Below are 12784 nucleotides of genomic sequence, written 5' to 3'. Positions count from 1 at the left end.
TACTCAATAGGTTTACCTTCTACGTTCACTCGCACCCGGGATCGGTGACGAGTGTTCAAGTCTTGAACATCTGTTCGTCGATTCCTCCGTGTTTGGTACGAAGTCGAGTCGAGGAACCATGAAGCTTCAGAAGAAGCGTTTCGCTGCCCTGCCCGCAGCCATCGGTGTCGGCGCCCTGCTCCTGGCCATGACCGGCAGCGCCGACGCCACGCCCGGCCACGGCGACACCGACCGTCCGTCCGTCGCCGGGATGAGGATCCTCCTGAGCAACGACGACTCGATGCAGAACGCCAAGGCCGACGGAGCGGACGGCCGCGGCATCTATGAGGTCCGGCGCGCGCTGTGCGCCGCCGGCGCGGATGTCGTGGTCATGGCGCCGTGGCAGTACATGAGCGGGTTCGGCACCGCGGCCACCGGCGGCGGCGCGCTCACCGTGTCCCAGCGGACCGCCCTCCCGGCCGGTTTCGAGGGCGACTGCGCCAAGGCACCGAGCAAGGGCGTCGTCTACGGCGTCTGCAAGGGCGACGCCCCGTGCGGTCCGACGACTCCGAGCGCGACCCCCGTCGACACCGTGCGGCTCGCGCTTCGCGGCGGTCTCGCCGCCAAGGTCGGCTGGAAGGACGGTCCCGACCTGGTGCTCACCGGCATCAACTCGGGCCCCAACGTCGCCTCGGTCACCAACGACTCCGGCACCCTGGGCGCGGCCATCGCCGCGATCGACAACGGCAAGCCGGCCATCGCGCTCAGCGGCGGCTTCGACATGGCGACGTTCAAGGTGACCCCGGAGACCTACCGCGCCTTCGCGGACTTCCTGCCGTCCTACGTGTCGCGGCTCAAGGACCGCCGGGTGCTGTCCGACGAGTACGTCGTCAACATCAACTTCCCCAACGTCGTCCCAGGCAAGAAGCCGGGCAAGCCGGTGTGGACCGAGATCGGCACCGAGACCGTGGTCGCCGTCCAGTACACGCCCAAGGGCGACACCTTCTCGATCGGCCAGGGCGACTGCAAGACCCCGGGCACCTTCTGCCGTCCGGAGACCAAGCGCAGTGCCGACTGGACCGAGCTGAACAAGGGCAACATCACCATCACCGCCGCGACCGGTGACCGCACCTTCCAGGGCAGCGCGGACAACCGCCTGGAGCGGTTCGTCAAGACCGGCTCCTGAGCCATCGAGCGAGCCTGACGGGTGGGCCTCGTCGATCCGCGGGGGGATCGACGAGACCCACCCCTCGATACTTGCCCCATGGCAGACAAGCAGCGCCGGCGCGGTCGCGCCCCCGAGCCGATCCGCGCCGAGGTGGGCTCCGGCAGCGTCGAGCTCGAACCCGACCCGGACCGGGCCGGGGCCTGGACGCTGCGCCTGCACGGCGCGCCGCAGTCGCACGTGGATCTGGGCGACCCGACGTGGCTGGAGTTCGAGTACGTCCGCCGGCTCGGCCACGTCGTGGACCTGATCGAGGACCCGGGCAAGCCGCTGCGGGTCTTCCACCTCGGCGGCGGCGGGCTCACGCTCGCGCGCTACGTGGCCGCCACCCGGCCGCGGTCGCGGCAGCAGGTCGCGGAGCTCGACGGTGCTCTCGTGGAGTTCGTCCGCCGCGAGTTGCCGCTGGAGAAGAACTGGCAGGTCCGGGTCCGCACCGGCGACGCGCGCGAGGTGGCGGCGAAGGCCCCCGACGCGGGGTTCGACCTGGTCGTGGTCGACGTGTTCGCCGATTCCCGCGTCCCCGCGCACCTGACCTCGGCCGAATTCGTCGTGGAGGCGGCCCGCACGCTGGTACCCGGTGGCGTGTACGCGGTGAACCTCGCCGACGGTGGGCGGCTCGACTTCGTCCGGTCGCAGGTCGCGACCGTGCGCTCGGTGTTCCCGAACCTGCTGTTGATCGCCGATCCGGCAATCCTGCGCGGGCGCCGATTCGGCAACGTCGTGCTCGTGGCCTCGCACGGCGAGCTGCCGACCGCGGAGCTGGCCCGGCGGACCGCTTCCGACCCGTTCCCCGGCCGGGTCGAGCACGGCCCCGCGCTGGCCGACTTCCCCGGCGGCGCGGCCGTCGTACACGATGCCGAGGCGGTCCCGTCGCCCGCGCCGCCCGCACACACATTCGGCAGGAACTAGAGCCGCACCAGAGCGGACTCGGCACGGCGTTCACCACCGGCCATGCCGGCGGTCATCGCTCGCGCTCCTCCACGCGGCCCTTCAACAGCCCCACGACCAGGAGCACCACGAGCGTCGCGACCAGCAGCACCACGGTGACGGCGGAGCCCAGCAGGACCTTGCCGCGGTCGGTGAGGGTGAAGACCGAGACCGGGAGCGTGCGCCACTCCGCCGGGTAGACCATGATCGTCGCGCCGACCTCGCCCATCGACAGGGCGATCGCCAGGCTCGCCGCGGCCGTGATCGACGGCAGCAGCATGGGCAGCCGTACCCGCAGCATGACCCGCGCGGCGCCCGCCCCGAGCGAGGCCGCGACGTCGGCGAACGCCGCGTCCGTGCGGTCGAGTCCGGCCGACACGGTCGAGTACGCGAACGTCACCACCAGCACCGCGTGCGCCGCGATCACGATCCACTTCGTGCCGTTGAGCAGGATCGGGCCGTCGCTGAAGGCGACCAGCATGCCGAGGCCGACGACCACGGAGGGCACCGCCACCGGCAGGTGGAACACCGCGTCGGTGAGGCGGCGGACGAAGCGCGGGGCGGTGCGCGCGGCGATCGCGGCCCAGGTGCCGACGACGATCGCGATCAGCGACGCGCCCAGCGCGGTCTCGATGCTGACGACGAGGCTGTCGTGGTTGGTGCCCGCCGTGGCCTCGCGAATGTTCTCGCTCGTCCACGACGCCGGCAGCACGCTGTTCCAGTCGCCGGCGAACGCGGCGATGCCCAGGATCGCGAGCGGGGCGAGTACGAGCGGGGCGAAGAGGAGTGCGAAGAGCGCCCAGACGAGGGCGCGCCCGCTACGCGACCAGACCAGCACGGCCTGCTCCTGTCCGGGAGAAGACGAATCGGTACACCGAGTACAGCGTCAGCGACAGCGCGACCTCGACCACCGCGACCACGCACGCGCCCGGGTAGTCGAACGTGACCGCGCCCTTGGCGTGCACCAGCATCGGCAGCGTCGTGACGTCCTTGGCGCCGATGAACAGCACGATGCCGAACTCGTTGAGCGTGAGCAGCAGGGTCAGGCTGCCGCCGGCCGCCAGTGCGGGCCATGCCTCGGGCAGCAGCACCTGCCGGATCACCCGCAGCGGTCCCGCGCCGAGCGAGGCCGCGACGTCGAGTCGGTCGCGCGGCACCAGCGCGAAGGCGGCGAGCAGTGGGCGCATCACGAACGGCGTATAGAAGGTGACCTCGGCCAGCACCACGCACCACGGTGAGTAGAGGAAGCCCACGAGCGGCTCGCCGAGGCCGAGCTTGTCCGCCGCCGCGTTCACCACGCCCGCCGTGCCGTACAGGAACGTGAAGGCCAGCGCGATCAGGAAGGACGGGAAGGCCAACACCGTGTCCACGATCCGGCCGACCGCGCGGGCGCCGGGGAACGGGACGAACGACAGCACCAGGGCGAGGAAGAACCCGACGACCAGGCAGCCGAGCGTGGACAGGACGGCGATCTCGACCGTGTTCCGGAGCGCGTCGCCGAACGAGGGCGAGGTCAGCACGGCGTGCCAGACGTCGAAGCCGACGTTCTCCTCTTTGTCCACGAAGGACTGCTTGACCACGAGGGCGAGCGGATAGAGGAAGAACCCGGCGGCGAGCACGAGCGGCGGGAGCACCCACAGCGCACGGGATGCGCCGCCGCGGCTCCGACCGGTCGCGACCGACTCGATCGCGACCGGCGGCTCGGCGAGCGTGGCGGTCATCCGGACGCCCCCGTCGGCACCAGGACGCACGGCGTGCTCGGCAGTGCGACGCCCAGCCGCTCGCCGAGCGCGGGCACCGCGCCGAGGTCGGTGACGTCGATCCGGATCTCCGACTCCGCCGCGCCTTCGAGGACACACGTCAGGCGGTAGTCGGCGCCGCGCCACTGGGTCGCCACCAGGCGCGCCGGCAGCGTGCCCGGTCGGTCGACCGCGGTCACGCCGAGGGAGTGCGGACGGGCCACCAGCATCGCCCGCTGTCCCTTGGTGAACGCGCACGTGGGGTCGGCGACGACGGTGAGCCCGCCGACCACGACCCGGACCGCGTCGTCCCCGGCCGCGCAGGTCGCCGACACGTCGGCGGGCAGCAGGTTGGCCGCGCCGAGGAAGGACGCGGTGAACTCGCTCGGCGGACGCCGGTACAGCCGGTCCGTCGCGTCGAGGTCCACGAGTCGGGCGTCGCGCATGACCGCGATCCGGTCGGCGAGCGCGAGCGCCTCGGTCTGGTCGTGCGTCACGTACATGATCGCGACGTCCGGCAGGTCGGCCCGCAGCCGCTGCAACTCGCCGAGCAGGTCGGCGCGCAGCGTCGCGTCGAGCGCGGACAGCGGTTCGTCCAGCAGCAGTACGGGCGGCCGGATCGCCAATGCCCGGGCGATCGCCACCCGTTGTTGCTGCCCGCCGGACAGCTCGCGCGGATAGCGCCGGGCGTAGCCCGCCATGCCCACCATGTCGAGCGTCTCGGCGACCCGGCGGGCCACCTCGGCACGCGGTACGCGGCGGGCCTTGAGGCCGAACGCGACGTTGTCCGCGACCCGCATGTGCGGGAACAGCGCGTAGTTCTGCACGACGACGCCGATGCCGCGCCGGTTCGGCGGCTCGTACGTCACGTCGCGGCCGGCGAGCGTGACCCGCCCCGAGGCGGGCCGGAGGAAACCCGCGACCGCCTTGAGCGCGGTGGACTTGCCCGAGCCCGACGGGCCCAGCAGCGCGAGCGTCTCGCCGCGCGCGACCTCCAGGCTCAGCCCCTCCAGGGCCACGACGGATCCATAACGGACCGTCAGATCCTGGATGCCGATCGCCGATCCATCCCTGCCCGTGGGTGCGGCGACCTGTTCGGTGCGCTCGATGGCTGGTGCGGTCATGCGGGTTCCCTCCCTGTCCGCGGTTCTCTCGGGTGTACGGGTCTGCTCGAGGGCGCACGGGCTGCGCCGGGTCAGCGGCCGACGGCCTTGTTGTACGCGACCAGGTCCGCGTCCAGGTCCTTGAGGACGGTGTCCCACTCCGGGGTCCAGATCTCCACGCCCGCCAGGGCCTTGGTGATCTCGGCGGCGTTCGCGTCGGTGGGCTTGACGTCCTCGCGCGCGGGCAGCCCGAGCGCCTCGACGGAGACCGCGTTCTGCGCGTCGGTGGAGAGCAGGTAGTCCATGAGCCTGCGACCGGCGTCGGCGTGCGGCGCGCCCGAGGTCAGGCCCATGAAGTAGGGCAGCGCGAACGTCGAGGGCTTGCCGGCGTCGTCGGCCGGGAACCACACCTTGAAGTTCGACTTGTCGTTGTGGATCGACGCGAGGTTCATCTGCAGGTCGCCGTTGGCCACGCTCAGCTCGCCCTTGCTCACCTTGGGCTGGAGCTTGCCGGTGGAGGAGGACGGGCCGACGTTGTTCGACTCGATCTTCTTGAGATAGGCGAGCGCGGCGTCCTTGCCGTACAGGTGCTGGAGCTGGATGAGCACGGCGGTGCCGTCACCGGCCTGGCCGGGCGTCGAATACTGGAGCTTCGACTTGAACCGGCCGTCCTCCAGGTCCTTGAATTTGGTCGGCGCGGGCTTGGCGGTGTCCGGGTTGTGGATCCACGACGCGTAGTTGTTCACCACGGCGACGTAGCGGCCCTGCGCGTCCTTCGACCCCGCGGGCACCTTCTCGGCGCCGGCCGGGGTGTACGCGGTCAGCAGGTTCGCCTGCGCGGCGCGCTGGATGAACGGCGGCAGCGTGATCGCGACGTCGGCCTGCGGGTTGCCCTTCTCCTTCTCCATCCGGGTGACCACCTCGCCGGAGCCGGACTCGACGAGGTTGACCTTGATCCCGGTCTTCTTCTCGAAGTCCGCGAACCGCTTGGTGTACCAGTCGGCGAGGCCGTCCACGGAGTAGACGGTGACGCTGCCGGAGCCCTTGGCGGGGGCGGCGTTCGCGGCGGGCTTGGTGTCGTCCGAGCCGCTCCCGCCGGTGCCGCCGCAGGCGGTCGCGGAGAGCACGACCACGGTGGCCGCGGCGGTGAGGCCGAGGATGCGTCGCATGGGGAATCGCCCTTTCGAGAACACGGATCAGCCCTGGAGCAGGGCTGGGAGGTCGCGGATGGAACCGAGTACGTGGGTGGCGCCGGCCGCTTCGAGCGCGGCCCGATCGTGGGCGCCGGTGAGCACGCCGGCGGCGACGGCGGCCCCGGAGCGCAGGCCGGTCAGCACGTCGAACGCGGTGTCGCCGACGACGGCGACCGCCCGCAGGTCCTCGACGGCCAGGCGGAGCACGGCGGTGAGCACCATGTCCGGGTACGGCCGGCCGCGCCCGGCGTCGGCCGGGCACAGGGTCAGGTCGGCGAGATCGGTCCAGCCGAGCGCGGCGAGGATGGCGTCCTGGGTCGGTCGGCCGAACCCGGTGGTGAGCGCGACCTTGACGCCGGCCGCCCGCAGCGCGCGGATCGTGTCCTCGGCACCCTCGATCGGCGCGCACCGGCCGGCCGCGACGAGGTCGGCGTAGGCCGCCTCGAACGCGAGGTTGGCGGCTCGCGCCCGCTCCTCGTCGTCGTCGAGCAGGGCCCGGAAGACGGTGATCTTGCTTTCGCCCATGGTGTCGTGGACGTAGGCGAGCTTGCGGTCGTAGTCGGTGCTTCCCGGCTCGACGCCGGCCGCGCCGATCGCGCGGGTGAACGCCTCGACCACCAGGCCGTCGTCGGCGACGGTGGTGCCGGCCATGTCCAGTACGGCGAGTTGATAGTGCGTCATGAGGTGTGCTCCCGTGGGCTGTCGGAGGCGGGCGGGGCTGGAGGCGACGGAGGCCGGTCAGAGACCGGCGAGGTTCGCGGTGTGTTCGGCGATCGCGGGTGAGCAGGTCATTCCGCGCCCACCGGGGCCGGTGACCAGCCAGGTCGCCGGGGCGACCTCCTCGCGGTGTACGACGCGTGTCGTGTCGACGGTCTGCGCGTACACGCCGGCCCAACGCCGGCGGATCCGCGGCAGCGGCCGGCCGAGCAGCCCCTCGGCGACCTCGACCAGGTGCTCGTAGGGCGCGGAGTCGACGTCGAACGCGAACGGCTCGTCGTACTCGTGCGTGTCGCCGATGGTCAGCCCGCCGTCGAGGCGCTGGACCATGAGCAGCTGCATGCGGTGCTCGGTGGCCACCGGCCCCTGCGGCCGGGCGGCCCCGAGCGCGTCGAGCGCGGTGCCGGCGTAGGCCGGGTAGTAGCGGAAGCTGTCCCCGTCGGCCACCGCGGTGGTCAATGCCTCGCCCAACGGGTCGGTCTGCATCATCTGCAACCGCACGCGCCGGACCGGGAGTTCGGGGGCGAGTTCGCGGACCAGGCCGGTGAGCCACGCGCCGGTGCACAGCACGACGAGGTCGCCCTCGTGGGTGTGCCCGTGGTCGTCGCGGACGCCGGTGCCGGTCACGAGCAGGTCGCGCACCTCGCGCCCGGGCAGCCACGTGTAGAGGCCGGTCGCCGCGAGGTGGGCGCGCAGCGCGGGCAGTGCGACCCGGGACTCGACCGCGCCGTCGCGTTCGCACCACAGGGCCGCGTCGAACGTGCCGCGCAGGGCCGGGTTGTGGCCGCGGGCCTCGTGCGGCGCGAGCAGTTTGAGGCCGCGCTCGGCGGCGTCCGGCAGCGCGAGGGCCGCCTCGGCCACCGCGACCTCCTCGGCGCCCCGGCACACGGTGAGCGAGCCGGCCGGGCGAAAGCCGGTACCGGGCACGTCGGCGCCGATCCGCTCCCACAACTCGCGGGCCCGCAGTGCGGTGTCCAGCTCGTCGCCGCTCGACCGGCCACCGATCCACACCAGGCCGAAGTTGCGCACCGAGGCACCGCGCGCTTCGCGCTCGCGCTCGATGTGCACGACCTCGTGGCCTCGGTCGACGGCCTGCCAGGCGTGCATGGTCCCCAGCACGCCACCTCCGACGACTATGACTCGCACCGGCTTCCTCCGTGGTTCTCGGGGGCGAATGCGACCAGCTTGGGAGCGGTCGATGCCGAGCATGCGGAGGCCGTATGTCGTCCGGATGAACAGTCCATTAAGGTCCGAACCTGTTATCTTCTCGTTATAAAGCCACGCCCGGCTACGCGCGCAGCCGCGTCGCGAAGCCCATCCGGTCGCCCCGGAACAGCGCCCGGACCCGCTCGATGGGCACCCCGTCGGGGTCGTACGAGGTGCGCATGACCAGCAGCATCGGCAACGCCGGGTTGGTCTCCAGGAGCAGCGCCTCGCGCGGCGCGGCCAGCACCGTCTCGACCGTCTCGTCTATCTCCGCGAAGACCACGCCCAGGTCCTTCTGCAGGCACAGGTAGAGCGATCCCTCCGGGCGCAGCACGTCCAGGAGGGTGGGGAAGCGGTCCAGCGGCAGGTAGGTGCTCTCCAGACCGATCGGCTCGTCGTCGGCGAGCAGCACCCGTTCCAGATGGACCGTCAGGTCCCCCGGCCTGATCCGCAATCGGGTCGCGAGGTCGGGCTGGGCGACGTGGTGTTCGAGGGTGACCACGCGCCGGGTCGGGGTCAGCCCCATCGAGCGGACGGCCTCGGTGTAACTGCCGAGGCTGACCGGCTGCATGAGCTTGGGCGGCGCGACGTACGTACCCCGGCCGCGGGCCGAGCGCAGCCGGCCCTCCATCACCAATTCGCCGATCGCCGCGCGCAGCGTGCTGCGCGCGACGCCGTAGGTCGCCGCGAGTTCGCGTTCGGAGGGCAGCAGCGCGTCCTCGCCCAACTCGTCCATGAGTTGGAGCAGGCGCATCTTGACCGTGTACGACTTGGGCACACGGCCGTGTTCGGGAACGCCGTCGCGATACGGGCGGGCCGTGGAGTCTGGACTGGGCACGAACGGAGCCTATTCGGCCGGGGCCGGGTACGTTCGACCCTTCCACGCGGCACCCCGCCCGCGCGCGTGCCGGATCGCCGAGTCGACGGTCATCCCCAGGTACAGCGTCGCCGCGACGGGCAGCAGCACGGCCTCGATCGCGGGCCGCCCGTAGTACCGCACCATCGGCACGTAGGTCGCGCTCATCAGCGCCCACACCGCGAGCCCGAGCAGCGCGAGCGGGACGTCGCCGCCGATGCCGCCGGCGACCAGCGCGACCGGCGCGGCGAGATAGACCAGGGCCAGCCCGACGACCGTGCCCGCGAGCAGCAGCCACGAGTGCCGCAGCTGCGCGAACGCGCTGCGCGCCACCATGTTCCACAGGTCGGCCAACGCCGGGTAGGGGCGCACGCTGTCCACGTGCCGGATCGGGCCGTCCGCGAGCACGAGCCGGATCCGGCCGCCCGCGCGCTTGATCGCGGTGCCGAGCGACACGTCGTCGATCACCGCGTCGCGGATCACGGCGACGCCGCCGGCCCGCTCCAGGGCCGTGCGCCGGACCAGCACACACCCGCCCGCGGCGGCCGCGGTGCGCGAGCCGGGTCGGTTCACCCGGCGGAACGGGAAGAGCTTGCCGAAGAAGTACACGAAGGCCGGCACGATCAGCCGCTCCCAGCGGGTGTGCGTGCGCAGCCGGGCCATCACCGAGAGCAGGTCGAGCCGGTCCCGCTCGGCCTCGCCGACCAGGCGGGCGAGCGAGTCGGGCGCGTGCGCGATGTCCGCGTCGGTGAACAGGATCCAGTCGACGTCGCCGACCGACTCGACGCCGTGCCGCAGGGCCCACAGCTTCCCGGTCCAGCCCGCGGGCGGTTCGCCGGGCGAGGTCACCGTCAGCGGCACCCGGACGGCCGCACCCAGACGCCGCGCGACCTCGCTCGTGCCGTCGGTGCTGCCGTCGTCCACCAGGACGACCGTCGCCCGGCCGGGAAAGTCCTGCGCGAGCAGTGTGGGCAGGCTGTCGCCGAGCACCGCCGCCTCGTCGCGCGCGGGCACGATCACCGCGACCGACGCGGCGCCCGACGGCGTGACGGGGGGCGCCGCGAGCCGTACGTCGGTGCGCCAGAACCACCCGTGGAACAGCGTCAGATGGATCCAGGCGAGACCGGACACGGCGGTGATCCACAGCAAGACGTCCACAGCGAAAGCCTGCCGGCTCGACCGCGCCACTCGGGCGCTCCTTCCGGGTGAAGTCCGCGCGCGAAAGGAGTCCTCGTCTCAAGCGCGGGTCCGCCGGAGCCGATACCGGAAAAAGGGACGAGTTCTCGACAGTGTCAACTTCCCATCGGCAGAAGGGCGGTGCTCGTCATGAGCGACGCGACGACGAGGATCCCGGACCACACTCGCGGCGGATCCACCCGTTGGCAGGGTTTCGAGGTCGGCACCCGCGTACGTGTACAGGTGGGCCTGAGCACCGGGCACATCGGCGAGGTGTGCGAGGTCTTCGCGGACGCGCACCGACCGCCGCTGTCGCCGTACCAGTGGTACTCGGTGCGCTTCGCGGACGGGCTGCGCCCGCTCTACCGCCACGACGAACTCGTCGAGCTCGGCTAGTCCGCGCTCGCCCGTTCGGCCCCTTCCGCCCGCCCGCACAGACCGCGTGCGCCCGCGCCCCGATGGCGGGCGCACGCGGCCGCGTCATGCCGCCGAACTCCCCTCCCACCTGCCCCGACCCGGCGTGTCCAACGACACCGTCGGTCGGGTCTTGCACTCGCACGCCGGCCGAGGCAAGGTGCGGACACGGGATCTGAAAGGGCGTCAGAATGGCGATCAAGCTGGGCGTGATGGCGCCCTTCGCGGACGGTCTGATCACTTCGGGCGGCTTCCTGCGCGACTTCGCGGGCACGCTGGAGGAGTGCGGGGTCGAGTCGGCCTGGACCGTCGAACACGTCGTGGTCGCCGAGGACTACGAACCCCTTTACCCCTACTCGGATTCCGGTCGTACGCCCAGCGCCGCGGGCGTGGTGCCGATGCCGGATCCGCTGGAGACGATCGCGTTCCTCGCGGGCGCGTCGAGCACACTTCGCTTCGGCACCGCGATGGTCGTCGCGCCCCTGCACAGCCCCGTCGTGCTCGCCAAGCGCGCCGCGACGATCGATCGGCACTCGGGCGGCCGGTTGATGCTGGGACTGGGCATCGGGTGGCAGCGCGAGGAGTACGCCGCCGTCGGCGCCGCGTACGCCGAGCGTGGCGCCCGTCTGGAGGAGTGCGTGGGCGCGATGCGCGCGCTGTGGGCGGACGCCCCGGCGACCTTCCACGGCCGGTTCACCTCGTTCGAGCGCGTGCACTGCCTGCCCCGCCCGGAGACCGGCGCCGTGCCGGTGATCCTGGGCGGCAACAGCGAGCCGGCCGTCCGTCGGGCGGGCCGGATCGGCGACGGCTGGTTCCCGTACACGATCGCCCCCGACGAGTTCGCGACACGTGCCGAGCTGCTGCGCGCGTCGGCGCGCTCGGCCGGTCGGGCCGAGGACGCCGTCGAGATCACCGCGTGGCCCGGCTCGTGCGACCGCGACCTGCAACACGACGTGAACTGGGTCCGCCGCTTCACCGACGCGGGCGCCACCCGACTCGTGTTCGCGCCGAACCCGGCCGAACTCGCCGGTCCGCGCGGGCTCGACGCGTTGCGAGACCGGATCGGGCAGTACCGCGAGAACATCCTGGACAAGCTGTGAGCACCGACGACGAGGTGCACATCCTCGACCACGTGACCCTGACGAACGATCAGGTCGCGCTGTGGCTGGGCCAGTTCCACGATCGCTACCTCCCGGGCGCGCAACGCCGGGGAATGCGGCTCGAACGGGTGTGGCGCTCCCCCTCGGGCCGGGACGCGACCACCGTGCACATCCTGTGGGCCCTCCCGGGGATCCGCGCCTTCTACGCGATGCGCGGCGCGGCCGCGGCCGATCCGAGCGTCGCGGCGTTCTGGGCCGCGACCGACGGCTACGCGGTCGACCGGCAGCGCCGGGCCCTGCAACCGACGTTGCCGCTGTCCAGGACCGCGGCGGACACCCCCGCGCGGGAGACCCTCGCCCACCCGAGCGGAGCAAGCGCATGACCCGATGGGTGGTCCTCGCCCCGACCATGCCCGATCCCGGAAGCATCCGCGGGTCGGCGGGCCCGGACCTGCCGGGCAGCGTCGGCGGGCTCGGCTACTCGTGGGACCTCGACGCCGACGCCGCTCCCGAGCGTCCCGGGACGGCCGACGCGGTCGCGCTGCGGCCGATCCGCGCCCGCTTCGTACCGCTCGACGGGCCGCGTGTGAAGCGCACTCTGCTGCTGACCGTGCGCGCGGGCACGCCCGCCGACGTGCTCGCGGAGTTCGAGTCGGATCTGATGGCGATGCCCGAGCACATCACGACGATTCGCTCGTGGGCGCTCTCGCGGGTCGACCACGCGGCGGCGGAGACGCCGTGGACGCACGCGTGGGAGCAGGAGTACGCCACGGTCGAGGGCCTGACCGGCGAGTACCTGTTGAACCCGTACCACTGGGCGCACGTGGACCGCTGGTTCGACGGCGAGGTACCCGGCGCGATCGTCGAGCCGCGCCTCGCCCACGTCTTCCGCTGGAGCGAGTCGCCGGTGATCACGCCTACGGAGGGTGACTGATCGTCAACTCCGTTGCCCGACAAGGGCAACCAACAAGTGGGTCCATTCGCGATCGGTGAACCGCAGGACCGCGCAGCCGCGTTGCTTCGAATCGCGCACCGCCACCACCCGGGCGGGACGACCCACGACTTCGACGCAGTTCCCCTGCACGCTGCTGTACGTGCTCCGTCGCCACGTCGGCGCGTGAGTTTCCCGCGACAAGGTCGCCATCGGCC

15 protein-coding genes are annotated in these 12784 nt (G+C 72.1%); 6 read left to right on the top strand and 9 right to left on the bottom strand.

Annotated elements, in window-relative coordinates:
- The first annotated feature begins 118 nt into the window (after positions 1–118).
- Both OG928_RS18060 and OG928_RS18055 read left to right on the top strand, forming a co-directional pair.
- The gene (locus OG928_RS18060; protein ID WP_406284889.1) at positions 119–1165 is read left to right on the top strand and encodes a 5'/3'-nucleotidase SurE; all 1047 of its coding nucleotides are present in this window, start codon (positions 119–121) and stop codon (positions 1163–1165) included.
- Positions 1166–1243: 78 nt separating this feature from the next.
- On the top strand, positions 1244–2113 hold the full coding sequence (locus tag OG928_RS18055; RefSeq protein ID WP_406284888.1) for a spermidine synthase: 870 nt from the start codon (positions 1244–1246) through the stop codon (positions 2111–2113).
- Between the two features lie 52 nt (positions 2114–2165).
- On the opposite strand, the gene OG928_RS18050 is transcribed toward OG928_RS18055, so the two are convergent.
- The 8 genes from OG928_RS18050 to OG928_RS18015 all read right to left on the bottom strand — a co-directional run bounded on the left by OG928_RS18050 (position 2166) and on the right by OG928_RS18015 (position 10103).
- Complete coding sequence (locus OG928_RS18050; protein ID WP_406284887.1) at positions 2166–2969, bottom strand: ABC transporter permease; 804 nt, start codon at positions 2967–2969, stop codon at positions 2166–2168.
- On the bottom strand, positions 2950–3852 hold the full coding sequence (locus OG928_RS18045; RefSeq protein WP_406284886.1) for a 2-aminoethylphosphonate ABC transporter permease subunit: 903 nt from the start codon (positions 3850–3852) through the stop codon (positions 2950–2952). Before OG928_RS18045 ends, OG928_RS18050 begins: the two co-directional genes overlap by 20 nt.
- On the bottom strand, positions 3849–4994 hold the full coding sequence (locus OG928_RS18040) for an ABC transporter ATP-binding protein (protein WP_406284884.1): 1146 nt from the start codon (positions 4992–4994) through the stop codon (positions 3849–3851). Before OG928_RS18040 ends, OG928_RS18045 begins: the two co-directional genes overlap by 4 nt.
- Positions 4995–5065: 71 nt before the next feature.
- Positions 5066–6142, bottom strand: a complete 1077-nt coding sequence (locus tag OG928_RS18035; protein WP_406284883.1) for a 2-aminoethylphosphonate ABC transporter substrate-binding protein — start codon at positions 6140–6142, stop codon at positions 5066–5068.
- Between the two features lie 27 nt (positions 6143–6169).
- Positions 6170–6847 carry a phosphonatase-like hydrolase gene (locus tag OG928_RS18030; protein ID WP_406284881.1) on the bottom strand — a complete coding sequence of 226 codons (678 nt, stop codon included), beginning with the start codon at positions 6845–6847 and terminating at the stop codon, positions 6170–6172.
- Between the two features lie 57 nt (positions 6848–6904).
- Positions 6905–8029, bottom strand: coding sequence for a TIGR03364 family FAD-dependent oxidoreductase (locus OG928_RS18025; protein WP_406284879.1), 1125 nt, complete (start codon positions 8027–8029; stop codon positions 6905–6907).
- Between the two features lie 142 nt (positions 8030–8171).
- Positions 8172–8843, bottom strand: a complete 672-nt coding sequence (locus tag OG928_RS18020) for a GntR family transcriptional regulator (RefSeq protein WP_406291055.1) — start codon at positions 8841–8843, stop codon at positions 8172–8174.
- A 93-nt stretch (positions 8844–8936) separates the two neighbouring features.
- On the bottom strand, positions 8937–10103 hold the full coding sequence (locus OG928_RS18015; RefSeq protein WP_406284878.1) for a glycosyltransferase: 1167 nt from the start codon (positions 10101–10103) through the stop codon (positions 8937–8939).
- 168 nt (positions 10104–10271) lie between these two features.
- On the opposite strand from OG928_RS18015, the gene OG928_RS18010 reads away from it, so the two are divergent.
- The 4 genes from OG928_RS18010 (at position 10272) to OG928_RS17995 (ending at position 12569) form a co-directional block, all read left to right on the top strand.
- Positions 10272–10517, top strand: a complete 246-nt coding sequence (locus tag OG928_RS18010) for a hypothetical protein (RefSeq protein WP_406284876.1) — start codon at positions 10272–10274, stop codon at positions 10515–10517.
- Between the two features lie 209 nt (positions 10518–10726).
- Entirely contained in the window at positions 10727–11635 is a 909-nt protein-coding gene (locus tag OG928_RS18005) for an LLM class F420-dependent oxidoreductase (RefSeq protein ID WP_406284874.1), read from the top strand.
- The gene (locus OG928_RS18000) at positions 11632–12018 is read left to right on the top strand and encodes an NIPSNAP family protein (RefSeq protein ID WP_406284872.1); all 387 of its coding nucleotides are present in this window, start codon (positions 11632–11634) and stop codon (positions 12016–12018) included. The genes OG928_RS18005 and OG928_RS18000 overlap by 4 nt, the downstream gene beginning before the upstream one ends.
- The gene (locus OG928_RS17995; protein WP_406284869.1) at positions 12015–12569 is read left to right on the top strand and encodes a Dabb family protein; all 555 of its coding nucleotides are present in this window, start codon (positions 12015–12017) and stop codon (positions 12567–12569) included. The genes OG928_RS18000 and OG928_RS17995 overlap by 4 nt, the downstream gene beginning before the upstream one ends.
- 3 nt (positions 12570–12572) lie before the next feature.
- Here OG928_RS17995 and OG928_RS17990 read toward each other — a convergent pair whose 3' ends face one another.
- Positions 12573–12779: a DUF397 domain-containing protein gene (locus OG928_RS17990; RefSeq protein WP_406284867.1), complete on the bottom strand. Its 207-nt coding sequence runs from the start codon at positions 12777–12779 to the stop codon at positions 12573–12575.
- Positions 12780–12784: the final 5 nt, after the last annotated feature.

Source organism: Embleya sp. NBC_00896 (assembly GCF_045207785.1).
GTDB lineage: Bacteria > Actinomycetota > Actinomycetes > Streptomycetales > Streptomycetaceae > Embleya.
Note: the sequence above shows the minus strand (reverse complement) of the source record. Positions and strands in the feature narration are given on the sequence as shown.

What these genes read in the sequence shown, in the direction of transcription:
- OG928_RS18045 (WP_406284886.1), bottom strand. Translation starts at nt 3,852, where the DNA reads ATGACCGCCACGCTCGCCGAGCCGCCGGTCGCGATCGAGTCGGTCGCG.
- OG928_RS18030 (WP_406284881.1), bottom strand. Translation starts at nt 6,847, where the DNA reads ATGACGCACTATCAACTCGCCGTACTGGACATGGCCGGCACCACCGTC.
- OG928_RS18005 (WP_406284874.1), top strand. Translation starts at nt 10,727, where the DNA reads ATGGCGATCAAGCTGGGCGTGATGGCGCCCTTCGCGGACGGTCTGATC.
- OG928_RS18020 (WP_406291055.1), bottom strand. Translation starts at nt 8,843, where the DNA reads ATGCGCCTGCTCCAACTCATGGACGAGTTGGGCGAGGACGCGCTGCTG.
- OG928_RS18055 (WP_406284888.1), top strand. Translation starts at nt 1,244, where the DNA reads ATGGCAGACAAGCAGCGCCGGCGCGGTCGCGCCCCCGAGCCGATCCGC.
- OG928_RS18040 (WP_406284884.1), bottom strand. Translation starts at nt 4,994, where the DNA reads ATGACCGCACCAGCCATCGAGCGCACCGAACAGGTCGCCGCACCCACG.
- OG928_RS17995 (WP_406284869.1), top strand. Translation starts at nt 12,015, where the DNA reads ATGACCCGATGGGTGGTCCTCGCCCCGACCATGCCCGATCCCGGAAGC.
- OG928_RS18035 (WP_406284883.1), bottom strand. Translation starts at nt 6,142, where the DNA reads ATGCGACGCATCCTCGGCCTCACCGCCGCGGCCACCGTGGTCGTGCTC.
- OG928_RS18010 (WP_406284876.1), top strand. Translation starts at nt 10,272, where the DNA reads ATGAGCGACGCGACGACGAGGATCCCGGACCACACTCGCGGCGGATCC.
- OG928_RS17990 (WP_406284867.1), bottom strand. Translation starts at nt 12,779, where the DNA reads ATGGCGACCTTGTCGCGGGAAACTCACGCGCCGACGTGGCGACGGAGC.
- OG928_RS18060 (WP_406284889.1), top strand. Translation starts at nt 119, where the DNA reads ATGAAGCTTCAGAAGAAGCGTTTCGCTGCCCTGCCCGCAGCCATCGGT.